General features: G+C 71.1%; 26 protein-coding genes and 1 pseudogene. 10 read left to right on the forward strand and 17 right to left on the reverse strand.

Annotation, left to right across the window (positions count from 1 at the left end; translation table 11 throughout):
- Positions 1-65: 65 nt before the first annotated feature.
- The 6 genes from ACIQPQ_RS10640 to ACIQPQ_RS10665 are packed head-to-tail and all read right to left on the reverse strand — an operon-like array spanning position 66 to position 3,381.
- Entirely contained in the window at positions 66-1,013 is a 948-nt protein-coding gene (locus ACIQPQ_RS10640; protein ID WP_401302387.1) for a GvpL/GvpF family gas vesicle protein, read from the reverse strand.
- On the reverse strand, positions 1,010-1,483 hold the full coding sequence (locus ACIQPQ_RS10645; RefSeq protein WP_401302389.1) for a gas vesicle protein: 474 nt from the start codon (positions 1,481-1,483) through the stop codon (positions 1,010-1,012). The genes ACIQPQ_RS10640 and ACIQPQ_RS10645 overlap by 4 nt, the downstream gene beginning before the upstream one ends.
- A 22-nt stretch (positions 1,484-1,505) precedes the next feature.
- Positions 1,506-1,757 carry a gas vesicle protein GvpG gene (locus ACIQPQ_RS10650; protein WP_401302391.1) on the reverse strand — a complete coding sequence of 84 codons (252 nt, stop codon included), beginning with the start codon at positions 1,755-1,757 and terminating at the stop codon, positions 1,506-1,508.
- Between the two features lie 60 nt (positions 1,758-1,817).
- Positions 1,818-2,531 carry a GvpL/GvpF family gas vesicle protein gene (locus ACIQPQ_RS10655; RefSeq protein WP_401302392.1) on the reverse strand — a complete coding sequence of 238 codons (714 nt, stop codon included), beginning with the start codon at positions 2,529-2,531 and terminating at the stop codon, positions 1,818-1,820.
- A gap of 3 nt (positions 2,532-2,534) precedes the next feature.
- Positions 2,535-3,008, reverse strand: a complete 474-nt coding sequence (locus ACIQPQ_RS10660; RefSeq protein WP_401302394.1) for a gas vesicle structural protein GvpA — start codon at positions 3,006-3,008, stop codon at positions 2,535-2,537.
- 31 nt (positions 3,009-3,039) lie between these two features.
- A complete protein-coding gene (locus tag ACIQPQ_RS10665) occupies positions 3,040-3,381 on the reverse strand; it encodes a gas vesicle protein (RefSeq protein ID WP_401302396.1) in 342 nt (113 codons plus the stop codon).
- A 176-nt stretch (positions 3,382-3,557) separates the two neighbouring features.
- On the opposite strand from ACIQPQ_RS10665, the gene ACIQPQ_RS10670 reads away from it, so the two are divergent.
- Both ACIQPQ_RS10670 and ACIQPQ_RS10675 read left to right on the forward strand, forming a co-directional pair.
- Positions 3,558-4,367 (forward strand): histone protein, encoded by an 810-nt coding sequence (locus tag ACIQPQ_RS10670; protein ID WP_401302397.1) that lies wholly within the window; start codon positions 3,558-3,560, stop codon positions 4,365-4,367.
- A 4-nt stretch (positions 4,368-4,371) separates the two neighbouring features.
- Entirely contained in the window at positions 4,372-5,469 is a 1,098-nt protein-coding gene (locus tag ACIQPQ_RS10675; protein WP_401302399.1) for an SRPBCC family protein, read from the forward strand.
- Between the two features lie 63 nt (positions 5,470-5,532).
- Here the strand turns inward: ACIQPQ_RS10675 and ACIQPQ_RS10680 are convergent, their stop codons facing one another.
- Complete coding sequence (locus ACIQPQ_RS10680) at positions 5,533-6,177, reverse strand: dihydrofolate reductase family protein (protein ID WP_401302401.1); 645 nt, start codon at positions 6,175-6,177, stop codon at positions 5,533-5,535.
- A gap of 137 nt (positions 6,178-6,314) precedes the next feature.
- Positions 6,315-7,181, reverse strand: a complete 867-nt coding sequence (locus ACIQPQ_RS10685) for an alpha/beta fold hydrolase (RefSeq protein ID WP_401302403.1) — start codon at positions 7,179-7,181, stop codon at positions 6,315-6,317.
- 106 nt (positions 7,182-7,287) lie between these two features.
- Here ACIQPQ_RS10685 and ACIQPQ_RS10690 point away from each other — a divergent pair, with 106 nt between their 5' ends.
- From ACIQPQ_RS10690 to ACIQPQ_RS10725, 8 genes and pseudogenes are all read left to right on the forward strand, one after another.
- On the forward strand, positions 7,288-7,767 hold the full coding sequence (locus tag ACIQPQ_RS10690; RefSeq protein WP_401302404.1) for a CGNR zinc finger domain-containing protein: 480 nt from the start codon (positions 7,288-7,290) through the stop codon (positions 7,765-7,767).
- Positions 7,768-7,882: 115 nt separating this feature from the next.
- The gene (locus ACIQPQ_RS10695) at positions 7,883-8,305 is read left to right on the forward strand and encodes a VOC family protein (protein ID WP_401302406.1); all 423 of its coding nucleotides are present in this window, start codon (positions 7,883-7,885) and stop codon (positions 8,303-8,305) included.
- Positions 8,306-9,052: 747 nt separating this feature from the next.
- Entirely contained in the window at positions 9,053-9,664 is a 612-nt protein-coding gene (locus ACIQPQ_RS10700; RefSeq protein WP_401302408.1) for a hypothetical protein, read from the forward strand.
- A gap of 76 nt (positions 9,665-9,740) precedes the next feature.
- A complete protein-coding gene (locus ACIQPQ_RS10705; protein WP_401302410.1) occupies positions 9,741-10,136 on the forward strand; it encodes a hypothetical protein in 396 nt (131 codons plus the stop codon).
- A 20-nt stretch (positions 10,137-10,156) separates the two neighbouring features.
- A complete protein-coding gene (locus ACIQPQ_RS10710; RefSeq protein WP_401302412.1) occupies positions 10,157-10,510 on the forward strand; it encodes an STAS domain-containing protein in 354 nt (117 codons plus the stop codon).
- Complete coding sequence (locus tag ACIQPQ_RS10715; RefSeq protein WP_401302414.1) at positions 10,507-10,911, forward strand: anti-sigma factor antagonist; 405 nt, start codon at positions 10,507-10,509, stop codon at positions 10,909-10,911. The genes ACIQPQ_RS10710 and ACIQPQ_RS10715 overlap by 4 nt, the downstream gene beginning before the upstream one ends.
- A 105-nt stretch (positions 10,912-11,016) precedes the next feature.
- On the forward strand, positions 11,017-13,908 hold the full coding sequence (locus tag ACIQPQ_RS10720; RefSeq protein WP_401302416.1) for a hypothetical protein: 2,892 nt from the start codon (positions 11,017-11,019) through the stop codon (positions 13,906-13,908).
- Between the two features lie 49 nt (positions 13,909-13,957).
- Positions 13,958-14,174, forward strand: a pseudogene (locus ACIQPQ_RS10725) (IS5/IS1182 family transposase); the annotation flags it as partial.
- Positions 14,175-14,717: 543 nt separating this feature from the next.
- Here the strand turns inward: ACIQPQ_RS10725 and ACIQPQ_RS10730 are convergent.
- The 9 genes from ACIQPQ_RS10730 to ACIQPQ_RS10770 form a co-directional block, all read right to left on the reverse strand.
- The gene (locus tag ACIQPQ_RS10730; RefSeq protein ID WP_401302418.1) at positions 14,718-14,927 is read right to left on the reverse strand and encodes a hypothetical protein; all 210 of its coding nucleotides are present in this window, start codon (positions 14,925-14,927) and stop codon (positions 14,718-14,720) included.
- Between the two features lie 57 nt (positions 14,928-14,984).
- A complete protein-coding gene (locus tag ACIQPQ_RS10735) occupies positions 14,985-15,527 on the reverse strand; it encodes an RHS repeat-associated core domain-containing protein (RefSeq protein ID WP_401302420.1) in 543 nt (180 codons plus the stop codon).
- A 273-nt stretch (positions 15,528-15,800) separates the two neighbouring features.
- A complete protein-coding gene (locus ACIQPQ_RS10740; protein WP_401302684.1) occupies positions 15,801-16,778 on the reverse strand; it encodes an alcohol dehydrogenase catalytic domain-containing protein in 978 nt (325 codons plus the stop codon).
- Between the two features lie 770 nt (positions 16,779-17,548).
- Positions 17,549-18,163: a TetR/AcrR family transcriptional regulator gene (locus ACIQPQ_RS10745; protein ID WP_401302422.1), complete on the reverse strand. Its 615-nt coding sequence runs from the start codon at positions 18,161-18,163 to the stop codon at positions 17,549-17,551.
- Between the two features lie 39 nt (positions 18,164-18,202).
- Positions 18,203-19,036, reverse strand: coding sequence for an ABC transporter ATP-binding protein (locus ACIQPQ_RS10750; RefSeq protein WP_401302424.1), 834 nt, complete (start codon positions 19,034-19,036; stop codon positions 18,203-18,205).
- Entirely contained in the window at positions 19,033-19,824 is a 792-nt protein-coding gene (locus ACIQPQ_RS10755; protein WP_401302426.1) for an ABC transporter ATP-binding protein, read from the reverse strand. The genes ACIQPQ_RS10750 and ACIQPQ_RS10755 overlap by 4 nt, the downstream gene beginning before the upstream one ends.
- A 109-nt stretch (positions 19,825-19,933) precedes the next feature.
- Complete coding sequence (locus tag ACIQPQ_RS10760; protein ID WP_401302428.1) at positions 19,934-20,878, reverse strand: ABC transporter permease; 945 nt, start codon at positions 20,876-20,878, stop codon at positions 19,934-19,936.
- Positions 20,875-21,852, reverse strand: coding sequence for an ABC transporter permease (locus ACIQPQ_RS10765; RefSeq protein ID WP_401302430.1), 978 nt, complete (start codon positions 21,850-21,852; stop codon positions 20,875-20,877). The genes ACIQPQ_RS10760 and ACIQPQ_RS10765 overlap by 4 nt, the downstream gene beginning before the upstream one ends.
- 43 nt (positions 21,853-21,895) lie before the next feature.
- On the reverse strand, positions 21,896-23,587 hold the full coding sequence (locus tag ACIQPQ_RS10770; RefSeq protein WP_401302432.1) for an ABC transporter substrate-binding protein: 1,692 nt from the start codon (positions 23,585-23,587) through the stop codon (positions 21,896-21,898).
- Between the last annotated feature and the right edge of the window lie 193 nt (positions 23,588-23,780).

A 23,780-nucleotide genomic window follows, 5' to 3' on the forward strand; every position in this document is an offset into this window, starting at 1 on the left:
CACCGGATCGCCCGGACGCCCCCGACGCGCAGGCCCGGCCGGCGGGAAGGGGAGGCCGTCGTACGTCACGTGCGACCACCGCCGCCCGCCCCGCCGGGGGCGTCGGCCCCGACGGGCACTTCTCCCGTGAACGAGTAGGGGGCCCACGGGCCGGTGACGGTCACCCGGACACCGTCGAGGCCGTCCGCCGCCCGTGCGACGGACTCACGGAAGGGGAGCCCGCACGCGACCGGCACGAGGTAGGCGTCGTTCACGACGTTCTCGTCCGTCGTCGCGGCGAGTGACCCGCTCTGCGGGCGGTGCCGGGCCCGCGCCGCGGCGTACGGGGCCGCCGCGCTCTCCACGCGCGCCGCCGCGGTCACGGCCGCCCGGTGCACGGCTTCACGCGCGTCCTCCTGGGCGCGGCGCCGCCGGAGATACGTACGGCCCGGCGTCGGGGAATCGCCTGCCGGGAAGGCGACCGACGGGTCCGCCGACGGCGCCGGGGAAGCCGAGGGCGGGGCGGGCGAGCCCCGCGCGCGCCCCGCCTCGGCCCCTGCCGCCGGGACCGGCTCCCCACCCTTCACGGCGTAGACCTTCACCCCCCATTCCTCGTGCCCTGCCAGCCGGTCCAGTGCCGCGGCGAGGGCGGGCCCCCGCTCGCCGAGCACCCGGCCCGCGCTCGGGTCGTCGAGGTAGACGGTGGCGAGGCGCAGGGGCAGGACGACGGTGACGGTGGCCAGGGCGTCCACGACGGCGTGGTGCGCGCGGGCGACCGCCGCGAGCCAGTCCAGGTCCTCCAGATTGCGGCGCAGCGCGGATTCGTCGAAGTCGCGTGCGGGGACGGGGCTGACGGCGATCGCCAGGCCGGGTGCGGCGGGCTCCCGGACGACGCGTACGGGCGCCTCGGCGACCCCCGTCAGCGCGGTCACCGCGTCGGTCAGGCCGTGGGCCGTGCGCGTGACGGCGTAGGCGTACGTGACCAACTCGCCTCCGGCGTCGGTGGCCACGGCGTCCCGGGCGTCGGCGGTCACGGCGCCGCCCTCCGCCGCCGGGGCGGTCCGCCGTCGTCGGCGCGGCGGGCCGGACGCGACTCGTCCGCGCTCTCCACCGGTGTCGACGCTCCGCGCCGCAGGGACTCGATCTCCGCGCGGAGCCGCTCGTTCTCCTCCGCGAGGGAGTCGCGGGCGACGTCGCCTTCCGGCAGTTCGCGGGCGGGCCGGGCGCGGGAGGAGAGCGACGGGTCGTGTTCCCACCAGTCGATGCCCATCTCCTTCGCCTTGTCGACGGAGGCCACGAGCAACCGCACTCGGATGGTGAGCAGTTCGATGTCCAGCAGGTCGATCCGGATGTCACCGGCGATCACGATCCCCTTGTCCAGCACGCGCTCCAGGATGTCGGCGAGGTTCGCGGACGATCCCTGGGGATAGGGCGCCCCCTGGGGATACGGGGACACCGCCCGGCTCGGGTAGGGGCCGAGGCCCCCGGTCGTCGGTTCGGTCACGACGGACACCAGCCTTCCGGGCTCAGCGGCCCTGGGTGTCGGGCGGGGGGCGCAGGGCGTCGAGCCGGTCGAGCAGGACGTCCTCCTCACGGTCGAACGTCTCCTCGTCGATCTCTCCGGCCACGAGCCTGCGCTCCAGGTCGGCGAGGGCACGGTGGACCGGAGCGGGGTCGCGGTACTCCCGTTCCGCCGCCTCCCGCACCTGGTCGGCGACCCACACGACGCCACGCACCGGGGCCAGGGGCAGGGTGACGAGCTGCGTGAACAGTCCCATGGGACCGCCTCCTCGAAAGAATTCGAAAGAATTGGGAAGAATTCGAAAGAGTGGGGAACGTCAGACGAAGCTGTACGGGGGCAGCGGACCGTTGAGGCGGAACTCGAAGTCCTCGCCCATCTGGTCGGCCACGCTCGACTCGGTGGTCAGGAAGGTCTCCTCGTGCTCACCGGGCACGAGCAGCGACACATTGAGGAAGTCCTCACCGGTGGGCTGCCCGGTGCGCAACTCCCGGGAGAACGGGCGGAGCGCCTCGACGATCCCGGCGCCCAGCGCCCGCTGCCGCGCGAGCACCTCGCCTGCGACGATCTCCCCGAGGCGGACCGGCGCGTCGGGCCCGGCCCGGCCGTCGCGGATGTCCTGGTTCAGCCCACGTGCCTCCGCGGAGGACTCCAGTATCCCCCGCAGCAGCGGCTCCTCGTCCTGCCGCACCTTGAGGTTGTACTCGGCGCAGTCCCTGACGGAGTGCAGACGCTCGGTGTACTGGGGGGCACGCTCCGCCAGCGCCTGCCGTACCGCCTCGTCGTCGGGGGCCACCAGGCCGAACCGCAACGGCAGGACGGCACCCGCGCGCAGGAGGCTCTCCTGGACCCGTTGGTGCGCCTGGAGGTCGCGCCGCTTCGGCCGCAGGCCGTCCGGGGCGTCGCTGACGACGGCGCGGAGTCCGCCCCCGTCCACGACCCGGAGGGCGGCGGGCGGATCGCCGACACCCGAGAGGCCGTCCAGGGCCGTCCGGTGCCCGGCGTCGACGACGGCATACACGTACACGCTCATCGTCTACTCCCTCTCCCGGGACGTCGTGCGGCTGCGCCGGGCGGGTTTACGGGCCGCGCGGCGGGGACGCTCGACGGGCTCGGCCTCCTCTTCGGGCTCGTCGTCTTCCTTGTCGCCCTCCTCGCGTGATCTGCCGGTCAGGGAGTCGGAGACTGCCTCCACAGCCCCGGAGAGGGCTCCCTTGGACTTTCCCTTGGCGCCGCTCTCGACGGTGTCGCCCACGATGTCGGTCAGCCGGGAAGGGGCGTTGTTCCCGGACTCCAGGTCGAGCCGGTTGCATGCCTCGGCGAACCGCAGGTAGGTGTCGACGCTGGCCACCACGATGCGGATGTCGATCTTGAGGATCTCGATGCCCACCAGGGAGACCCGGATGAACACGTCGATGACGAGGCCCCGGTCCAGGATGAGTTCGAGTACGTCGTACAGGCTGCCGCCCCGTCCTTGCGGTGCGCTGCTGCTCTGCGGCACCACGGTCATGGGTGCCTCCCTTCGGGACCGGACGGCGGTGTCAGCCGGGCCGGTCGATCTGTCCTCGGGTGTAGCGCCGGGTGCGTTCGTAGCCGACCAGTTCGCCGTCGTGGTCGAGGGTGACGTGGTAGCTGCCGAGGACGCTGGTCGTCTCGGGGACGCGCTCCAGCTCCACGACGTCCACGTCCGCCTCCCAGCCGTCCGGGGTGCGCCGGAGGGCGGTGACCGACTCGGGGGTCCGCCCCAGCAGCTCCTGGAGACGGGCCGCCGCGGACCGCATGGCGCGGGCGGCGTCGTGAGTGCCACGGGACGGTGCGGGGCGCTTCGCGCGGGGGCGGGCGGGGGTGCCGTGGTCGTCTCCGGAACGGTGCGGGGTGGGCATGGTGGTCCTCGGGGTCGGTGAGTGCCCGGACCGGGTACCCGCCCCCACCGAGAAAAACAGACAATTGCACCATAAGTGGATGAATCTTGCCCGCTGGGGCACTGGAGTGAGTGGCAAACGGGTGAACGCACCCGGTGGGCGCCGACGAGCCCCGTGCCCCGCTGAAGGGATTCCCGATGGACGACACCACCAAGATCGCTCTCGCAGCCGCGGTCGCGGGCGGCTACGTACTCGGAAGGACCAAGAAGGGCCGACTCGCTCTGACGGTGATGGGACTCGTCGCCGGACGCAATCTCGACCCCAAGAAGCTGGTGGAGGAGGGCGTCAAGCGGCTGGCCACCGTGCCCCAGGTCTCCGAGCTGGGTGATCAGCTCAGGGGTGAGGTCTTCGAGGCGGGACGCGCGGCCCTGTCGGCCACCGCGGACCGCCGCCTGAAGGGCCTCGCGGACTCGCTGCACCAGCGCACCCTGAAGCTGGACGGCAGCGCCCTCCAGGACGACGAGGAGACGGACGAGACGGAAGAAGCGGACGAGGCTGACGCGATCCCCGACGAGGAGGACGACGAGAACTCCGAGAACGCCGAATACGACGAGGACGGGGAGTACGACGAGGACGAGCCCTCGGACTACGACGAGGAGGAGGACGAGCCGGAGGACGCCGAGGAGCAGGAAGAGGAGGACGAGGAGGAAGAAGAGGAGGAGCCCGCTCCCCCGAAGCGGGCGAGGACAGCGGCGAGGAAGGCTCCCGCGAAGAAGGCCCCCGCCAAGAGGGCTCCCGCCGAGGCACCGGCGAAGAAGGCCACGGCGGCGAAGCGGGCACCCGCCAAGAAGGCCCCCGCGAAGAAGGCGGCCGCGAGGAAGGCCCCGGCCAAGAGGGCGCCCGCGAAGAAGACCGCTTCCTCGGGTTCGGCGGGCGGGACGGCGGCCCGTAAGCCGGCCTCGGCCAGGAAGACGGCCGCCAAGAAGACGACATCGCGGCGGAGGTAGCGCCATGGCCACCGGACAACGCGAGGAGGCCGCCCCGGCTTCCGGCCTGGACCTGCTCAAGGACGAACTCGTCGCCCACGTGACGGCGCAGGTGAACGCGCTCGCCGAGCGGGCGGGCGAACGTCTCGCCGACCTCACCGACAACCTCACCGGCGCCGCCGAGGGCGGTGGAGCGGTGCCCAAGGCGGGGCTGCGCGCGCTCAAGGGCGAGTCTCCGGTCAAGGCGTTCGTGAGCGAGAAGGCCAAGGGGCTGAAGGACAGCCTGCTCGGCAAGGCGAAGGAGGTCGTCGGCGGGGGCGGCGGCGGGAGCCGGAAGGCCGGGAGCACCAAGGTGATGAACATCGTCGAAGTACTGGACGTGGGAGTGCCGTTGCGCACCGCGTACGACCACTGGACGGACTACGAGCAGTTCAGCTCGTTCGCCAAGGGTGTGCGCAGCGTGTCGCAGGGGGACGAGACGACGAGCGACTGGAAGGTCAAGGTCGGCCCCTCGACCCGGGGTTGGAAGGCCACCGTCCAGGAACAGGTCCCCGACGACCGCATCGTGTGGACGTCGGAGGGCGCCAAGGGCTCCACCCGCGGCTGCGTCTCCTTCCACGAACTCGGCCCGACCCTCACCCGGGTCGTCCTGGTCGTGGAGTACTACCCCTCGGGCTTCTTCGAGAAGACGGGCAACCTCTGGCGTGCCCAAGGCAGGCGCCTGCGCCTCGACTTCAAGCACTACCAGCGCTACGTCACCTTCGCCGAGAACGACCCGGAGGGCTGGCGGGGCGAGATCAGGGACGGCGAGGTGGTACGCACCCACGAGGAGGCGATCGAGGCGGAGGAAGCGGAGGACGCTGAGCAGGAGGAGGGCGCCGCGGACGACGAGGACGAGGCGACCGGGGGAACCGACGAACAGGCGGACGAGGAAGACGAGTTCGAGGACGAACCGTACGACGGAGAGAGCGAGGACGACGGAGAGGAAGCGGAGGAGGAGTACGAGGACGACGAAGAACCGGACGAGGAATTCGACGAGGAGGAAGAGCCGGAGGAGGAAGAGGAGGAGGAGGCCGAAGAGGAGGAAGAGGCACCGGCCCGCAAGTCCCGCGCCCGTCGTTGACTCCCGTCCTCACGGGCATCCGACGCGCCACGCACCGCCCTCCCCTCCCCCCCCTCACCTGGCTCAGTTCCCCTGCCCGAGCCCCCGGTCCGGTGCGCTCATGTCCCCCGTGCCGGGAACGCCCTCGGCGAGCCCGTACCGCAGGTGGACCGTGCCCTTGGTGCTGACGGCGGGCGGCTGGACCAGGGTGACGTTCGTGGGGACGGCGCCGTCGTCGAACACCTTCTTGCCGACGCCCAGCACGATCGGGTGCACCCACAGGTCGAGCCGGTCGAAGAGCTTCTCGCGCAGGAGGCTCTGCACGAGGTCCAGGCTCCCGACGACCTTGATGTTCTCGTGCCGGTCACGGATCTCGCGCACCGCGCCCGCCAGATCCGGACCGAGCTGGGTGGACCCGGCCCACGACAGGTCCGGCGTACCGCGCGACGCCACGTACTTCGGGATGCTGTTGAAGAGCCGCGCGATCTCGTTGTCCTCGCCGCCCTCCTGGTGCGGCCAGTACGCGGCGAAGATGTCGTACGTCCGCCGCCCGAGCAGCAGCGCGTCCGTGCCCTCGTAGGCGGCGGCGACCTGCGCACCGGAGACCTCGTCCATCAGCGGCGCCTGCCAGCCGCCGTACGGGAATCCCTCCGGGTCCTCCTCCGGACCGCCGGGCGCCTGCCCGACGAGGTCGAGGGTCGCGAACATCTCGATGTGGATGAGTCCCATGGTTCCCACTTCCGCAGAGCCGGCGGTATCGGTCGGAAGGTAGACCGCCGAACCCCCCCGGACTCATCGCCGCGCCGCCACCCGGCGACGACGCCCCCTCCGGACCCGGCCGGGCTGTGAACACCCCGTGGCCCCGCCTATCCCAGCACCCGTCCGAGGAAGCCGCGCACGTAGCCCGCGACGACGTCCAGGTGGCTCTCCAGCAGGAAGTGGCCGCCGTCGATGAGGTGCACCTCCGCGTCCTTGGCGTCGCGGGCGAAGGCACGCGCACCGTCCGGGCCGAAGATCTCGTCGTTGCGGCCCCACACGGCGAGCACGGGGACCTCGCTGGTGCGGAGGAACTCGTGCAGCCGCGGGTAGAGCGGGCGGTTGTTCGCGTAGTCGCGGAACAGCGCCAGCTGGACCTCGTCGTTGCCCTCACGGGACACGAGCGCGTAGTCGTGCTCCCAGGTGTCCGGGTTGACCACGCTCGGGTCGGGCACGCCGTGCACGTACTGCCAGCAGATGGCGTCCACACTCAGAGCGGTGCGCACGGCGGGCTCCGTGTCGGGGCCGGGGTTCGCCCCGTAGGCCCAGACGTCGGTCCAGAACGACTCGACGAAACCGTCCTCGTAGCCGTTGCCGTTCTGGGTGATGAGGGCGGAGATCCGTTCGGGGTGCTTGAGCGCGAGACGCCATCCGACGGGGGCTCCGTAGTCCTGGACGTAGAGGGCGTAGCGGTCCAGGCCGAGCTGGTCGAGGAGTCCGGAGGTCAGGTCGGCCAGGGCGTCGAAGGTGTAGGTGAACTCCCCCACACCGGGGGCGTCGGAGTGGCCGAAGCCGAGGTGGTCCGGCGCGATCACGTGGTAGTCGTCGGCCAGCAGCGGGATGAGCTCGCGGAACATGAACGAGCTGGTGGGGTAGCCGTGCAGCAGGACGATCGCGGGGGCGTCGGGGCGACCGGCTTCGCGGTAGAAGATCTCATGGCCGTCGACGGTGGCGGTCCGGTGATGCACCGAGGTCATTTCTAACTCCTTCAACAGCTCGAACCGGTTAGGTGACTGTCATGCAAGCACGCGAGGAGCTAACCTGTCAAACGACTCGATACGGTTAGAGAAGGCTCGGTGCCCCATGGACACGCTGCTGGACCTGCTCAACAGCAGGCCGCTCGTCAACGGCGAGGAACAGGACGCGCTCGGCGATCCGGCCGAAGGCAGGCGCTGGGCCCGGGAACACGGCGGTGACGGCAGCCTCGCGGAACTGGCGCTGCTGCGCGCGACGCGGGACGCCCTTCAGGACCTGGTCCGCAGAGAAGGCTCACCCGCCGCGCTGCGCCCCCTCCTCGAAGACGTCCGCCAGGTCCCGGACATCACTTCGGAGGGCCTGCGGTGGAGGCTGGAGACTCCCCCGCACGCCCGGCTGCCCGTCGAGGTGGTTCTCGCCTGGGCCGCCGTCGAGGAGGACCTGCCCGGCCGACTGCGCCCCTGCGACAACGACGAGTGCCGTCTGTTCCTGCTCGACCGCAGCCGCGCCAACCGTGCCCGCTGGTGCTCGATGGCCGTCTGCGGCAACCGCGCGAAGGCGCGCCGCCACTACGAACGCACCCGCTGACTAGGACATTCACTGTCCTATACCCCTGCCACGCTTGTTCACAGGTCGCGGGGGAAGCACCACACCGATCCTTGCGACCACCCCTTCACACCGGTCACTCACGCAAGGAGCAACCATGTCCGTCACCACGACCACCCACTTGAACTTCCGGGGCACCGCACGTGAGGCGCTGGACTTCTACCAGTCCGTCTTCGGTGGACGCACCACCGCCGTCACCTACAAGGACGCGGGTGCCGTACAGGTCGAGAGCGAGGCCGACTGGGTGATGTGGGGTGAGGTCGTCGGCGACAGCGGCTTCCACGTCATGGCCTTCGACGTACCGTCCGGGCAGCGCTGGGACCGCGGCGAGAACTCCTTCTACGTGTCACTGCGGGGAGAAAACACCGACGAGATCACGGCGCTGTGGGAGAAGCTCAGTGAGGGCGCGACCATAGTGAGCCCTTTGAAGCCCGCGCAATGGTCGCCCCTGTACGGCATGCTCACCGACCGCTTCGGAGTCACCTGGGTCATCGACGTCGCCGCACCGTACAACGGCTGACCGCGGCGTCCGATCGCACGGACCGGCGCCGTCCGGCCCTCCGGCCGAGGGCCGGACGGCGCCACCCCCTTCACCGACTCCCTCCTGCCTCCGGGCACGCGCCGCCCCTGATCTCTCCCGCGCCGCTCCCGCGCACTGGATGACGACGCTCGTGCCCCCGTCGCCGGTTGACGCACAGGTGGTGCACACGGACGTCGGTTCCTTTCGGCCCGGCGGCCTCCACCGCGGCGTGGGAGGGCTGTCGGCTCGGCGACGGATGGCGCTCCGACGTCACGGACGGGGCGGGCGCCCGACGCGTGGGCGCCTCGCGATCGGCAGGCGGCGGGCGACGGCTCCCTGGCCGCCCTCCCCCTCGCCGGGCGCCCTCTTCCGGCTCGACCGGTGATCGTCAAGCCACACCCTAGGGAGAGGCCCCAGCCCACCGCGACCTGTCCCGCCGCACGGCGACGAGGAGACCGACGCGGCCGGTGCGCCGAACACGAAGCCTCCCGCCACGATGACGGCTCCGGCCATCCCGGAAAGCCGTCCTCGTGCCCGTCCCCGCCGACTGTCCGGCAGATGGGGTCCGCAGACGGAGCGGGACCGGCGCGGGCAACGCCCCTCGTGGCGACCCTCGTTGCCGGCCTCCTTCTGGTCCGGCCCGACATGACGACCCTCGGCCGTCACCCCAACGGCGACTACCCTGGACGCGCATCGTTCACGGTGCCGACGACGTGGCTCTGACCGAGGTGCTTCTGGAGGACAGTGTTGGCGAACGAGGTCCTGACCGCGTGGATCGCCGCGGGCGCGGCCGTCGCAGGGGCGGTGGCCGGAGGCGCGCTCACCGGATGGTTCACGCTCGCCTCGGCGAAGCGCCAGGCCCGGGGCAGCGTCGACGCGGCGACCCGGCAGGCGGACGCCGCCTGGGCGGCCGGGCAGCGGCAGGCGGACGCCGCGTGGGAGGCGGGACGGCGGCAGGCGGACGCGGCCTGGGAGGCGGGCAGGCTCCAGGCCGACGCCCAACTCGCCGTCGCCACGCGGACGCTGGACGCGCAGGCGGCGGACGCGCGGCGGTCGGTACGGCGGGCCGCGTACGTCGCGTTCCTGGCCCGCGCCGATCTGGTCCACGAGCGCCGCCAGGCGTGGCGGGCGGCGGTCGGCACGGCGGGCGCGGCAGCCCTCGCCGACACCTACCGCGACGCGCTGCCCGGCCTGCGGGAGGCGCTCACCGTGGTACGGCTGGAGGGCCCCGACGAGGTGGCCGACGCGGGAGAAGCCCTGGAAGGGGCGCTGGCGACTACGGCGACCGACAGTCAACACACCGCAGCACAGCAGGTGTTCCTCGCCGCGGCGCGCTCCGCCCTCTCCGACTCCCCGTGATCACCCGGACACGGACGGCGTGCCGTTCTGTGGCAAGCTGACTTCTTCGGGAGCGCATCTGCGGAACGAGGAGCGCGTGCACGACGACCACGACGGCCAGAACGACACGGCAGCGGCCGAACACCTCACCGATCAGGTGACGTTGATGACGACGGGCCAGATCGCGACGCCCCGTGCCATGGGTGGACTGCGGGCCCTGATCACGGACCTGATGGCCCAGGGCAGGGTCAGACTGATCGTCGACGTCTCCGCAACGAACCACGTGAACAGCATTCTGCTGTCGGTCCTCATGGACGGCTCACGGCGATGCGCGGACCGCGGCGGCGGCCTGGTGGTGGTCGACCGCAAGGAACGGGACCGTCTACCGGCCAGTGTGTGGTCGGCGGACGACCCTCTCGGTCGGTGCGCGAGCGTGCCCCAGGCGGTCGAGGCCCTGGCCCGCGCCGGGCGGCCCGCGCCGGGACCGCGGTGACCCCCGACAACGCCTTGGACGTGTCCCACACTCATCTGTCGGACTCGCTCACCCACGTCCGCGCGGCGGGAACCGTCACCGTCCACAACGCCCCGGCCCTCCGGGGTGCGCTGATCGACCTGATCTCCGAAGGGCACGTACGGCTGATCCTCGACCTGACCTCCGTGGCCTTCCTCGACAGCACAGGACTCGGCGTGCTCCTCGGCGGCCTGAAGCGGTGCCGGAAGGAAGGCGGTGACCTGGTCCTGGTCCTCACTGATCTACGGACCTCGAAGATCCTGCGTGTGACGGGGCTGATCCGGGCGGTCGGGGTGTACCCGGACGCCGCCCGCGCCGCGGAGGCGCTCGCGCGCACGGCCGCGGGGCCGCGGTGACGCCGGACATCACACCGCCCGACCAGGAGCCGGACATCACGTACGAGCACCTCTCCGAGGAGGTCACAGTGGTCCGGTTGGGGAGTGATCCCGCGAACCACGTGCTGAGCGTGTACACCGCCTCCGTCCTGCGCGCGGCGTCTGTCGACCTGACGAACCAGGGCAGATACCGACTGGTCCTGGATCTACGGGGGCTGGCGTTCCTCGATTCGACGGGGCTGCTGGTGATCACGGCGGCTCGCCGACGTGCCCGGGCACAGGGCGGTGACCTGGCCGTGGTGCTGACGGACGAACGGTTGCGGAAGATCTTCCGGATCACCGGCCTCACCAACGTCTTCGCCCTGCACGACACCGTGGAGCGCGCCGTCGAGGACGTCGTCCGCAAGACCCGGCGGCTCTGACGGCACGGCGTCACAACGACGCGAACGGCGTGCGCAAGGGAAACACCGAGCACGCCGGGAGCGCCACGAAGACAAGTCACGCCAAGAACAACGGGGAGACCACAGATGCCGACGGTCGACGGACAGGACGCTTCCGGCACCGGACGTCCCGGGGCCGGGCTGGCCCCCGCGCCGCCCCGCCTGCCTCCCGGGCCCGCGCGCACCCTGAACCGCCGCCTCCACGCTCTGTACCGCGCCGCCGGAACCCCGTCCGAGGCCGCCCTAGCCGCGACCGCACAGACCATGCAGACCATGCAGACCGCGCCGGACGCCCAGACCGCCGCCCCGCCCGTCCTCACCGGACTCGACATCGACCGCCTGCTCGGCTCCCCCGGCGGCGCCGGCACGCTCCGGGAGACCCTCGCGCTCGCCTCCGCCCTGGGAGTGCTGGCGGGCGAGGACCCCGACGGCGTCGTGGACGGTGTGCGCGGGTTGTGGCAGCGGGCGGCGGTGGAGCAGGTGGCCGGGCTGCGGACGGCGGAGCGCTGGGACCCGGTGTCGCTCGGGGTGCACCCGGCGCCGGGGCCGGACGGTGCGGCCGACCTTCCGCTGACGGAGTATCTGCGGCGGCCCCACGACGAGGCACTGCGGCATCGGCTCGCCCACGCCGCCGTGGCCGACCGGGGCGTGTTGGTGGTCCTGGTGGGCCGTTCGGCGAGCGGCAAGACCCGTGCCGCCTACGAGGCCGTACGGGCGGCCCTGCCGGAGTGGCCCGTGCTCGTCCCGGCCGACGCCGTGCAGCTGACCACCTGGGTCGAGGAAGACGGTGTCGACGCGCGGACCGTGCTCTGGCTGAACGAGTCCCAGCGGTATCTGACCGGTTCGGCCGGGGAGACCGCGGCCCGCGCGCTGGGGCGGCTGCTGGAGCGGGTGGCACCACTGGCCGTCGTGGGCACGCTGTGGCCCGAGCACGTACGGCGGCTGACCGGCGGCGTGCGGGGCGGCGGCGACGACAACTTCCAGGCGCGGACGCTGCTCACCAGTCCGCACGCGACGATCGGCGTCCCGGACACCCTGCCCGCGCATCTCCCGGAGACGGCCAGGGCAGCCGCGCGCGATCCGCGCCTCGCGGCCGCCGTGCGCGCAGCGGGCAGCGGCAGACGGGTGCTCCAGCACCTGACCACGGGGCCGGAGCTGGTCCGCCGCTGGGAAGACGGCCCGGACCACTGGTACTCGGCCGCCGAGCACGCGGTCCTCACCGCCGCCGTCGAGGCGCGTCGGCTCGGGCACACCAGTGCCGTACCGCCCCAGTTCCTTGAAGGGGCCGCCACCGCGTTCATGGACTCCACCACGCGGGCAACGGTCGGCGACGACTGGTTCGAGGCGGCGATCGGCTCGCTGACGGCCACGGAGGCGGGCCCGCCGGGGCTGATCGCCGACCGGCTCGGACCGGGGGTGGGGAATCCCGACGGCTATCGGCCGAACGACTATCTCGAACAGCATGTACGGCGCGTCCGCGCCCATCTGGCGCCGCCCGCGGGCTTCTGGGCAGCGGGGCGGTGGGCCAGGACGGGCGACGACGCCCACGCGCTCGGCCGCGCCGCCGAGGACCGGCGACGCTACGCCGACGCCCTCGCGCTGTTCGAACAGGCCGTCGCCGCGGGCAGTCCCCGGGCGCGGGCCTCGTGGGCGGTGCTGCTGGAGACGACCGGGTATCCGGCCGACGCCGAGGAGACCGCGGGAACGGACGCACAGGCCTGGGCCGCTGTGGCGGTGGCCCGGGAGAACGCCGGGGACGGCCCGGGCGCGCGGGCCGCGTACGAACGGACGGCAGCGCTCGGGGATGTGTGGGCGTGGGCGGCGCTGGCGCGGATGCGGCAGGCGGCCGGGGAGGCCGAAGACGCCGAAGCGGTGGCGGAGGAGGCGGCCGCCGCCGGTCACACCCTGGTGTGGCAGGCCCTCGGACGGATGCGGGCGGATGACCCGGCGGTGGCCGAGCGGGCGTTCCGGCGGGTGGTGGACTCCGGGGACCCGTGGGGGTGGCTCGACCTCGCCCGGCTGGCGGAGCGGGCCGGGCATCTCCCGGCGGCAGCGGAGCACACGGCCCGTGCCGCGGCGGCCGGAGTCATCCCGGCGTGGGCGGAGCTGGTCCGGCTGCACTGGGCTCTGGGCGACAGGTGCGCCGCGGAGCGGGCGGCCGTCGCCGGGGCGGCGGCGGGGGCCGCCGAGGGCTGGTCGGTGCTGGCCCGGCTGCGGGTGCGGGCGGGCGACCCGGCGGGGGCGGAGGCCGCGTACCGGGCCGCCGCCGACCGGGGGTCGGGGGCCGCGCGGCGCGACCTCGCCCTGCTCGCGGACGCGCGGGGCGACAGCCGTACGGCGGAGGAGGTCGCGGCGTCGGCAGCGCTGCGGGGGGACGCGGACGCCTGGACGGCGCTGGCGGAGGCGCGGACGCGGCGGGGCGAGGACGACGGGGCGGAGCGGGCAGCGGGCGAGGCGGCGCGGGCCGGGGACGTCGAGGCGTGGCTCGCGCTGGCCAGGGCGCGCCAGGCCGCCGAGGACGGAACGGGCGCGGAGCGTGCCGCCGACCGGGCCGCCGACCACGGCTCGCCCGCCGCTTGGTCCGCGCTGGCCCGCATCCGTGAACGCGCGGGCGACCGGGACGGCTCGGTGCGGGCGGTGCAACGGGCGGTGTCGCTCGGGGCGCCGGACGCTTGGACGGCACTGGGGCGGGTGCGGGAGGAGGCCGGGGACCGCACGGCGGCCGAGGACGCCTACCGCCGTGGCACGGAGACGGGCGACGCCGACGCGTACGCCTTGCTCGGCGCCCTGTACCGGGAGACGGGCCGGCTCACCGAGGCGCGCGACGCCCTCCGTACGGCGGTCGACGCGGGGCACCGAGACGCCTGGGAAGGCCTCCTCGCCGTCCTGCGCCTGCTCTCCCCCGTTGGCTCCGCGGCGCAGCGAGCGGAGGCCTTGCGCACCACCGGTTTCACGGCGGACGCCCCCCTGTCCACATGACACGGCTCACACGGGTGCCCCCGATCGGTCGGCGGCGCCCGTCCGGTCGCTCCTGGCCCACGTCCAGCAGCACTCCAACGCGACCGGTGAGGTCGACTGGTCGATCGTCTGCGTCGACTCGACCATCGCGCGGGCCCACCAGCACGCGGCCGCAGCCCGAGAGGGGGCTCCGGAGCCCCGCTCTTGGACGCTCCCGAGGCGGGCTGACCAGCAAGATCCACCTCGCCTGTGACAGCGCGGGCCGACGCGTGGCCTTCGTCCTGAGCTGCAGTCGTCAAGCACCTACGCCCACGCCGTAACCGGCGCTGACCACCCCATCTGATGCCTTTTCGTAACGAGTGGATATTTCTGTGAGTGACAATGCGAGCACTGCGGTGCGGCTCTCACCGGAGGACCGGGCAAGGGCAGACCACGCAAGTACTGCGGGGACGCCTGCCGCCAGGCCGCACACCGGAAGCGGACCCACAACGGTCCGGCCCCCGGCACCACCGCGCTGTCCCGCCCCGCCGATCAGCCCCTCTCCCCGCCTCAGCCGGGACCACTGCCCGGACCTCCGTCCCGCGGGGGCCTGTACAGCCCCTCCGCAGGGGAGGAGGCGTTCGTCTTGGCCGCCGGCCAGGCCGCGAGCACGGTAATGCGCTCACGGTATGCGAACCCGCGCAGCCGGCGGGAGGGCAGGACCGACGTGGAGTAGGCATGTCCCGCTGTCGCTGGCACCGTCACGTGCAGCGCAGCGACCTCAGATGTCGGAGACGGACTACGGGCAGGTGGTCCCCCGGACGGTGAGCCAGGGGACCACGGTTCGAGTGTCAGGGCTGGGACTTCTTGGTGTACCTGAGGAACAGGAACAGTCCCGTCCACAGGACGACTGCCAGGCCGATCAGTACCCAGCCGGCCGCGTTGCCCATGGCAAGGGTCGCTATGCCGATGGCCAGGCACAGCACGGCGAAGAAGGTGGAGAGTCGGCTGTAGGCCTTGACGCCTGCCCGCTGTTCCATGGTCCAGCCGAGTCGAGCCATGATGGCCGTCCTTCTGTGAGGGTGGGAACGGTTCGGGGCCGTTCCCGCGTGATGGGGTTACCCGCCGACGAGGTGGGAGACGCCCGTACTGGCGCCCCATGCTCCGGCGTAGCAGACGGCCTGGCCGGCGATGGCTGAGGCTCCGCCCGTGGCGATGCTTCCACCGAGCATGACCGCTTCGCAGGTGACTGCGACGAAGGCTCCTGCGGCGAATCCGGCCACGTCGCCCCAGAGGGCGCGGGTGTCGCCCTCCGCGAGGTGGCTGCCGGCTTGGATGAGATCACCGACTGGGCCGAGCGCGTCCCAGGAGGCCGTGCCGTCGGGGTCGATGCGGTTGACTGGATCGCCTTCGGCGTAGAGGTAGGGGTTCTTCTCGCGGCCGGAGGGGTCGGGCTGGGTGAAGCGGCCGATGTTGGCGTCGTTGTAGCGGGCCTTGAGGTGGTAGAGGCCGGTGGGGTCGTGGTAGTTGCCGGCGAAGCGGTAGGGCGGCGGTGCGGTGAAATAGGGGCCACGGGACGGAAGTTCGGTAGGAAGGACCCAGGGTGGACCGGAGACGAGACGGGGCCGTGGTGTGTACGGGGCAGCAGCGTCTTGAGGCATGCGTGTGACGAGAGCTCTGCGACTACAGCCGCGACGTCGGCGACGCGTCCGTCGCGGCCACCGCAAGCGGGTGGAAGGCCGCTGCGGCAGGCAGTTGCCTGCACCTCTCCGTCGACTCGATCACGGCCTCCCTCCTCATGTCCGTCCTGGCCCCGGTACTGGACGGCCCGTCCGCGAAGGGCACGCTGCAGGGCTGCCCTCTCCGGGTGCTTTCGCGGCAGGAGAGGACGCGGCCGTTGCGTAAGTGGCGTGTGCGACGCGCGTCCCCATTGCTCAGGTGAGCAGGACGACGTGCTTGCCCGGCGACGCGGCGGACTCGACGCCGGCCTGGGCATCGCGCACCTGCTCCAGACCGTGGTAGGTCTGCGCGATCGAAGCCTTGAGCCGGTCGTCGGCGATCGCCTGCAGCTGGTGCTGGAACACCTCCGGCGGTAGGTCGGCAGCCTCGCCCGCGTAGCTGGTCAGCCGTACTCCGCTGGGAATCATGAACGGGGTGAAGTCGGGGATGGTCCAGCCGCCCCCCAGGACGCCGGTGAAGCAGACGGTGCCGTGCACCCGCACGCATCCCAGCGTGTCCGGCAGAGTCGTGCAGCCCACCAGTTCCAGCGCCGCGTCGACGCCCTGCGGCACGAGGTCCAAGAGCTTCTGCGCGATCTGCCCGTCGTCCACGACCGGGTGGTCGACGCCCATCGCCCGCAGCTCAGGGACCCGGTCAGCGTGGCGGGTGGTGGAGACGACGGTGGCACCCAGCTCCTTGGCCATCGTCGCTGCGCTCAGACCCACCGTGGAGGTGCCGCCGCGGATCAGCAGCGTCTGCCCGGCCTGCAGGTCCAGGCCGCGGGTCAGCGAGCCGTAAGCGGTCTGGAACATCTCCGGCAGCGCGCCGACCACGTCCCAGGGCAGGCCGGTCTCGAACGCGATGACCTGCCCGGCGGGGACGGTCACGTACTGGGCGTAGGCACCGTCGTAGGAGCGGCCCATGCCGCCCATCATGGTCGCGACCTGCTGCCCCGGCCTCAGCCCGGAGTCCTCGTCCGCCTCGTCGACCACTCCGACGCCCTCGATGCCGGGGACACGGGGATAGGTGACCTCCGCGTCCGATTTCCCTTCGCGGGTGATGATCTCGGACTCGTTGACGCCGAACGCCTTCACTTCGATCCGCACCCAGCCCGGCTTGCGGACAGGGACCGGCACCTCCTTGACCTCCAGGGCGTCCAGGCCCCCGGGGCGCGTAACGACGACGGCCCGCATCGTCGTCCGTGTGGTGCCGTCGTCTGCTGTCGTGTGGTTCATGCCGAGCTCCTTTTCATGTTCGCACGCTCTCAGGTCGTGAGCGTGGGGTCAGGTGGGCCAATGGCCACGGGCATCCGGCTGATCACGCCGGTGCTCACTGTCAAGGGGCGACGCTTCGGTACAGGTCGAGGCCCTCCCTACGGCACGCCGCGCCCCCAAAGAGCACGCTGACGGCGCTTCCCGCAAGGAGCCGGTCGGCGGCGGCGAACCGATCGAGGACAGCGCAGCAAGGGCGTCCCGCAGGCAGAGACTGCCAGCCTCGGCCAGGGCGGCGCGCTACTGCGACAACAGGGCCCGCCCGGGGCATGCACGTCCACGATCGAGCACCGACGTCCGGCCAGTAGCGGCCTTCCGGCTGGAAGGAGACGATGCCCTTGCGGTCGTAGAGCGGCTCCGGCACGAAAGTCCACGAACACCGGACAGTGGAATCGCGTGACGTATATCCGCCGGCAAGACCGCACCCCACGCGCGTTCGAGGCATGGGGACCAGGGGGTACAGCACGTCTTTCCGGTGCGGTTCGGATGGCAATCATCGTTCCAGGGATTCCTGCGAATCGCCAGGCGGGCGAAGGCCAGCTGTCGGTCACGCAGCCCCCGGATCCGATAGCCCGGCTCAACACCTACTGGCGGACGCTCTAAGCAGAGAGCCGAGTGGGATGCCTCACTCGTCATCGATGACGAGTGAGGCTCAGAGGAGGCGCCAAGTCGGTAGGCGTTGGCCGAGGTGCTCAGGTCGGGCTGCCCGACAGCGTTTCGGTGGTGCAGCCGAGTTCGAGGGCGACGCCCTCCCACATGCGCTGGTGGGCGACGTCGCGGGGCAGGGCCCCGTCGTAACTGGCCAGTTGGACGCAGACGCCGTCGAGCAGCGCGTTGATGCGCCAGGCCGCTGCTGCGGGCGAGGAGCAGCGGAACGAGCCTTCCTCGACGCCCTGTTCGATGATGCGCTGGAGAGAGTCGAGCCAGCGGTGGAGGTAGCGGGTCTGCCCCGAGCGGACCTCGGGTATCCGCAGGGCGGCGACCCAGCCCTCCATGAGGGGAATCCAGCGCGTGACCGGGCGTTCGTCCGTGATCGGGGCGACGGTCCGGCGCATCTTGTACACGGCGTCAGCGCTGTCGTCCGCCAGCTGCCGCATGGCGACGGCTTCGTCCTCGGCGAGGAACGTGAAGGTGTCCGCCAGGAGCTTCTCGCGGGTGGGGAAGTGGTAATAGACAAGGGTGTAGCTGATGCCGAGCTTCTCGGCGACGTGTTTCACGCGTGCTTTGGCGAAGCCGTGCTCGCGCAGCACCTCGATCGTGGCGGCCAGGATCTGTTCGCGGCGTACTTCTACTTTCCTCGTGGGCACGGGGCGCAACCTATCGTGATGTTCGACGTGCACGGCGCTTCAGGTACGCAGACCGGCTCGGGGGGTGGCTTCCAGCAGCGCCTGTGTGTATGCGTGGGCGGGATGGCTCAGCACCTGGCGGGCGTTGCCCTGCTCGACCAGGCGTCCCTGCTGGAGCACCGCGATGGTGTCGGCGTGCCGGGCGGCCGACGGCAGGTCGTGGGTGATGAGGAGGACGGCCGTTCCCGCGTCGCGCAGGTCGTCGAAGAGCCGCATGACGCCGGCACGCAGCGAGACGTCCAGCATGGAGACCGGTTCGTCTGCGATGAGCACGGTCGGCTCCAGGACGAGTGCGGCGGCGATCGCCACGCGCTGGCGCTGCCCTCCGGACAGCTGGTGGGGCAGCCGGTCCAGCAGCGGGAGCGGTACGTGCGCGCGTTCCAGGGCCCGCACGACACGTTCTTCACGGTCGCGTGCGGTGGCGCCGAGCTTGTGGATCAGCAGTCCCTCCTCGACGGTGCGCCGCACCGTGAACCGTGGCTGCAGGCTGGCGAAGGGATCCTGGTAGACGGTCTGGAGGTGACGTCGCCGGGCACGCAGAGCACCGCCGTCGAGGTGGGTGACATCCTCGCCGCCGTACAGGACGGTTCCGCTGTCGCAGTCGAGCATGCGGGCGGCGACGGCGGCTGTGGTGCTTTTGCCGGAGCCTGAGCCGCCGACGAGGGCCAGCGTGGTGCCTGCTTCCAGGCGGAGGCTCACGCCGTCCACTGCTCGAACCGGTTTCTCCTCGCCGGAGCGGCGGAGAAACTTGTTGCGGCGTGGAGGGGTGAAACTGACGGTCAGGTTCCGCAGTTCGAGCGGACAGGGCGGCACGTCCGGTGCGATGTCGGTCATCGTGCGGCTTCCTCGGAGGCGTCGAAGAGCTGGCGGGTGTAGGGGTGGGCGGGCTCGGAGCGCAGGCGTGTGCTTGGTCCCTGTTCGACGATCCGGCCATGACGCATGACCGCGACGTGGTCGCAGTACTGGCTGACCAGCGGGAGGTCGTGGGAGACAAGGATGAGCGCCAGTCCCAGGCGGTCGGTGACGTCGACGAGGAGTTCGGCGATCTGGGCTTGCACGATCACGTCGAGGGCGGTCGTCGGTTCGTCTGCCAGGAGCGCTTTGGGCTCGCAGGAGAGTGCCATGGCGATGACGGCGCGCTGGCGCATGCCGCCGGACAGTTCGTGGGCGTAGGAGTTCGCGACGCGCGGCGGCAGCCCGACAAGGTCGAGGAGGTGCTCGGTGCGGGCGCGTGCGGCCCTGCGGTTCGGCTGGGTGCAATGGAGCAGCATCGGCTCGGCGATCTGCCGGCCGATGGTGCGGACGGGGTTGAAGGCCGCCATGGCGCCCTGGAAGACCATGGAGATGTCCTTCCAACGGTGCGGTCGTACGCTGCGCTCTCCCTCTTGCAGGATGTCGCGGCCTTCGAGCAGGACATGGCCGGCGGCGGTGGCGTTGGCCGGAAGCAGGCCCATGGAGGTGAGGGCGACGGTGGACTTGCCGCTGCCCGACTCGCCCACCAATCCCAGGCGTTGGCCTGCGCGGACGGTGAGGTCGATGCCGTGCAGCACCGTGACGGTGTCACCGGCGGTCTGGTCGAACCTGACGTGCAGATCCTTGATCTCAAGGACGGGCGTGCTCATCGTTCCTCCAGGAGACACGTCGGAACACGAGGCGCCGCAGCCCGGCATCCGTGTGCGGCGGGGTAGGGCTGCGCGGGGCCGTGCTCGTGGAGCCGGACTGTCACGAGGCTCACCGCTTCTCCTTGAACCGGGCCAGCGGCAGGACGCCGAAGGTGCGCACCGACAGATGACCGGCTCCCAGGCGCGGGTTGAGCGCGTCCTCGACGGTCTGGCCCACCATCGAGCAGGCGACGACGGCGAGGGTGATGCACACTCCCGGCGGGATGATGGCCCACCAGGCGCCTCTCAGGACGGCGCTGGAGGTGGACGCGTTCTCGATCAGTCCTCCCCAGGTGATGGCGGTGGGATCGCCCAGGCCGAGGAAGGAGACGTAACTCTCGGCGAAGATCGCGGTGGAGATCATCAGCACCACGTTCGCGGCGAGCAGCGGTGCGACCGACGGCAGGATGTGGTGGCGCAGGATGCGTCCGTGACCGGCGCCGAGTGAGCGCACGCGCTGGATGTGCGGCCGCTCACGCAGCGACTTGACCTCGGCACGAACCATCCGCGCCGTGCTCGTCCAGTAGATCGAGGCGATGATGACCACCACGTTGGTCAAGCTCCGCCCGAACAGTGCAGCGGCCACGATCATCAACGGGACATCGGGCAGGGTCAGGAAGTAGTCGGTGATCCGCATCAGGACGCCCTCGGTACGCCCGCCCACGTAGCCGGCGAGCATGCCGACGGTGCCACCGATGAGGACCGCGGCCAACGCGGCCGTCAGGCCGACGAGGAGAGAGACCCGGGCACCGGCGATCAGCTGGCTGAGCATGTCGACGCCTCCGTCGTCCAGGCCGAGCGGGAGGCGCGCGGACGGGGACGCGAAGGGATCGCCGATCGCTGAGCCGGTGCTGTGCGGTTCGAGCACCGGCCCGAAGACGGAGACGGTCAGCAGAAGAGCCAGGAGGACGAGTCCGATGCGACCGTAGAGAGAGTGCAGCAGGGCGTCGCGGATGGGGCGGCGCCGCGGTGGAGGGGGCGTCGCGAGGGTTTCGGTCGGGGCTGTTGCACTCACGAGGCGGCTCCCACACGCGGGTCGAGCTTCGGATACAGAAGGTCGGCGATCAGGTTGGTGAGGATCACGGCAGCCGTCAGCAGCAGGAACGCGCCCTGGAGAGTGGGATAGTCACGGCTGCTGATCGCGTCCATGACCGCCAGGCCGATGCCCGGATAGGAGAAGACGCTCTCGATGACGACCGCACCGCCGACGATGTAGCCGAAGGTCTGCGCGGTGATCGTGACCAGGGGCAGCAGCGCGTTGGGCAACGCGTGCCGGAACACCGCGCTCAGCGGGCCCAGTCCCTTAGCCCGCGCGGTCAGTATGTGGTCGTCGGCCAGCGCCGACAGGAGAGAGGACCGGGTGATCAGCGCGAACTGCCCGAAGAGGATGATGCCGAGAGTGGCGGAGGGAAGCGCCATGTGCTGAAGGCGGTCGATCAGTGTGTCGCTCCACGAGGCGGCCTCCAGCACTCCCAGCCCCGGGGAGTGCAGTCCGGCGACCGGGAGCCCGACGGTGAACGCGACGTACATGACGAGCATGAGGCCGAGCCACTGCGCCGGCATCGAGTAGAGGACGAGACTGGTCAGAGTCAGGCCGCGGTCGGTGAGGGTGTCGTGACGCCAGGCGGCCAGGGAGCCGGCGACCACGCCGAGAAGCAGGGCCGCGACGGTGCCGAGCAGCAGCATGGGCAGGGTCGCCAGGAGCGGCTGCAGGAGCTGGGAGGTGACGGGGCGGTGGGAGGAGACCGACTGCCCGAGGTCACCCTGGAGCAGGTCGCGCAGGTAGTACAGATACTGCACGATCAGGGGGCGATCGAGGCCCAGCTGGTGGCGCAGCAGTTCCCGGAAGGCGGGGGTGCAGCGTTGACAGCGCAAGGAGGAGACGGCGTCGCCGGGGATCGTGCGGAAGAGCACGAAGTTGAGTGTGGCGGCCACCCACAGAGTGAGCAGGGCCGCGCCGATCCGGCGTATCAGACGTTGGGGACTCACGTTCGGCCTCCCACGTTCACCGTGAACGCACCACAGGAGTCGGTCATCGCGTATCTCCTTGCGCGTACTTGATGTCGGCGTAATAGCAGTCGCAGGCGCCGATCGACCGCGGGGCGAAGCCGCTCCACCCGGGGCGCGCTGCACTGATGAGGGACGTGTTGACCAGGAAGATGTAGGGCCGTCGGTCTGCTGCGATCTGCTGCAACTTGTCGACGATCGAACGTCGTTCGGCGACAGACGCTGCGTCGGTCTGGTCCCGGTACAGACGGTCGTAGGCGGGATCGCTGAAGCCGGTGTCGTTGAGGTTGCCGAGCTGGTCGCTGGTCAGGAGTGACAGGTTGAACGACGGGTCGACATTTCCACCCCAGGTCCACATGCCGATGTCGGCCTTTTCGTACTTGTAGTCGGGCGCTGCCAGAGCGTCGAACGTCTGCGCCGTGTCACCTGAGGGGAGCTGTGTGACCTTCACTCCGAGCTTCGCCCAGTCGCTCTGCACGATCTTGAACTGGCGGTTGACGTCAAAAGTGAGATCACCGGGTGTGATGATCCCGTAGTCCATGCGGTGCGCCGGCTGCGCATGCTCACCGGTGGTGGCGGGGGCGATCCGTATCCCGTCCTCGCCGCGCCGGTAGCCGAGAGCGTCCAGTGCCCGGTTTGCGGCGTCGAGGTCGAACGGGAGCGGCTTGATCGCCGGATCGCGCCAGTCGCCGGCCATCGGCGATATGAGGTTCGCGTAGGGAGTTGCGTAGCCCCCGAACACCACATCGGCGATGCGCTGCCGGTCCACTCCCCGCTCCAGCGCCTCCCGTACATCGGGATCCAGCAGTTCGCGGTTGCGCGGCTTGGCGGGGTTGGAGTTGAAGATGAGGTCGCTGCGCATCGGTCCCGGAGCTGTCGTCACCCGTACCTTCCCGGCTTTGCGCAGTGCGTCCGCAGTCGTGCTGGGCAGCTGGTTGACGAAGTCGAGGTTCCCGGCGACCAGATCGGCGACAAGGGCCTCGGCGTTCGTGTAGTAGGTGAGGGTCACGGCCTTGAGGGCGGGCTGGGCGCCGTAGTAGCGGGGGTTGGGCCGGTAGACGGTGGTCCCCTTCTCCTCCAGCCGCGTGATCGTGAACGGGCCGCCGCTCACCATGGGCAGCGAATCCTGCGGCCGGAAGCTCAGCAGGCCTGCCCCGTCCTTGCCCACCTCGTCCTTCCACACCGCACGTGGCAGCACGAAGAAGCCCGTGAGCAGGTCAAGGATGTTGGAGGGCGCCTTGCGCTCGAAAGCCAGTTTCACCGTATGGCTGTCAACGGCGGTCACCTGGTCGACCGGGCCGAGGGCCGAGGCGAGGGACGCGGTGGCCCCGTCGGCGAACTTCAGGTCGGTGCGCGCGCTCCACACCACATCCTGTGCGCCCAGGGCGGACCCGTCCGACCACCGGGCATCCCGGTTCAGGTGAAGAACCAGGCTCCTGCCCTCATCTGTCCTCGACCATCCGGAGGCCAGAGCCGGGATCACCGTGTTGTCCAAGCCGTACTGCACCAGACGCGGGTAGACCATCGAAACAGCGTTGAGTCCCTCGTCGCTGCCCGCGGTGTAGGGGTTGACCGAATCGATCGGCGACACAGTGCCGATCCGCAGTACCTCGCCCTCCGGAGGGGCGCCCGGCGCGCGGCATCCCACCGCTGCCACCGCGAGCACGCAGGCAGCCGCGCACCGCGCCCTCCAGCGTGCCGGTTTCCTGAGCTTCATCCGGGCTCCTCGCACAGTTCCAGCCGTGCCGACGCCAACGCGCCGGGCCGAGTGGCCGGAACTCTACGCCTGATTGACATGTCTGTCACCAGTCGCACCCAGCTGGGAGGAGATAACGAGGCCATTACCTCAGGTGAGGCATGTACAGGCGTCGCTTGTGACTGATAGATGTGTCAGTCAATGCAATGACAGG

It is taken from the genome of Streptomyces sp. NPDC091281 (assembly GCF_044757425.1).
In the GTDB taxonomy this organism is placed as follows: Bacteria; Actinomycetota; Actinomycetes; order Streptomycetales; family Streptomycetaceae; genus Streptomyces.

Excerpts from the sequence above, each read along its gene's own strand:
- ACIQPQ_RS10720 (WP_401302416.1), top strand. The coding sequence starts at position 11,017 with ATGCCGACGGTCGACGGACAGGACGCTTCCGGCACCGGACGTCCCGGG.
- ACIQPQ_RS10655 (WP_401302392.1), bottom strand. The coding sequence starts at position 2,531 with ATGAGCGTGTACGTGTATGCCGTCGTCGACGCCGGGCACCGGACGGCC.
- ACIQPQ_RS10690 (WP_401302404.1), top strand. The coding sequence starts at position 7,288 with ATGGACACGCTGCTGGACCTGCTCAACAGCAGGCCGCTCGTCAACGGC.
- ACIQPQ_RS10675 (WP_401302399.1), top strand. The coding sequence starts at position 4,372 with ATGGCCACCGGACAACGCGAGGAGGCCGCCCCGGCTTCCGGCCTGGAC.
- ACIQPQ_RS10735 (WP_401302420.1), bottom strand. The coding sequence starts at position 15,527 with ATGCCTCAAGACGCTGCTGCCCCGTACACACCACGGCCCCGTCTCGTC.
- ACIQPQ_RS10755 (WP_401302426.1), bottom strand. The coding sequence starts at position 19,824 with ATGAGCACGCCCGTCCTTGAGATCAAGGATCTGCACGTCAGGTTCGAC.
- ACIQPQ_RS10750 (WP_401302424.1), bottom strand. The coding sequence starts at position 19,036 with ATGACCGACATCGCACCGGACGTGCCGCCCTGTCCGCTCGAACTGCGG.
- ACIQPQ_RS10680 (WP_401302401.1), bottom strand. The coding sequence starts at position 6,177 with ATGGGACTCATCCACATCGAGATGTTCGCGACCCTCGACCTCGTCGGG.
- ACIQPQ_RS10650 (WP_401302391.1), bottom strand. The coding sequence starts at position 1,757 with ATGGGACTGTTCACGCAGCTCGTCACCCTGCCCCTGGCCCCGGTGCGT.
- ACIQPQ_RS10685 (WP_401302403.1), bottom strand. The coding sequence starts at position 7,181 with ATGACCTCGGTGCATCACCGGACCGCCACCGTCGACGGCCATGAGATC.
- ACIQPQ_RS10670 (WP_401302397.1), top strand. The coding sequence starts at position 3,558 with ATGGACGACACCACCAAGATCGCTCTCGCAGCCGCGGTCGCGGGCGGC.
- ACIQPQ_RS10730 (WP_401302418.1), bottom strand. The coding sequence starts at position 14,927 with ATGGCTCGACTCGGCTGGACCATGGAACAGCGGGCAGGCGTCAAGGCC.
- ACIQPQ_RS10770 (WP_401302432.1), bottom strand. The coding sequence starts at position 23,587 with ATGAAGCTCAGGAAACCGGCACGCTGGAGGGCGCGGTGCGCGGCTGCC.
- ACIQPQ_RS10740 (WP_401302684.1), bottom strand. The coding sequence starts at position 16,778 with ATGCGGGCCGTCGTCGTTACGCGCCCCGGGGGCCTGGACGCCCTGGAG.
- ACIQPQ_RS10665 (WP_401302396.1), bottom strand. The coding sequence starts at position 3,381 with ATGCCCACCCCGCACCGTTCCGGAGACGACCACGGCACCCCCGCCCGC.
- ACIQPQ_RS10660 (WP_401302394.1), bottom strand. The coding sequence starts at position 3,008 with ATGACCGTGGTGCCGCAGAGCAGCAGCGCACCGCAAGGACGGGGCGGC.
- ACIQPQ_RS10695 (WP_401302406.1), top strand. The coding sequence starts at position 7,883 with ATGTCCGTCACCACGACCACCCACTTGAACTTCCGGGGCACCGCACGT.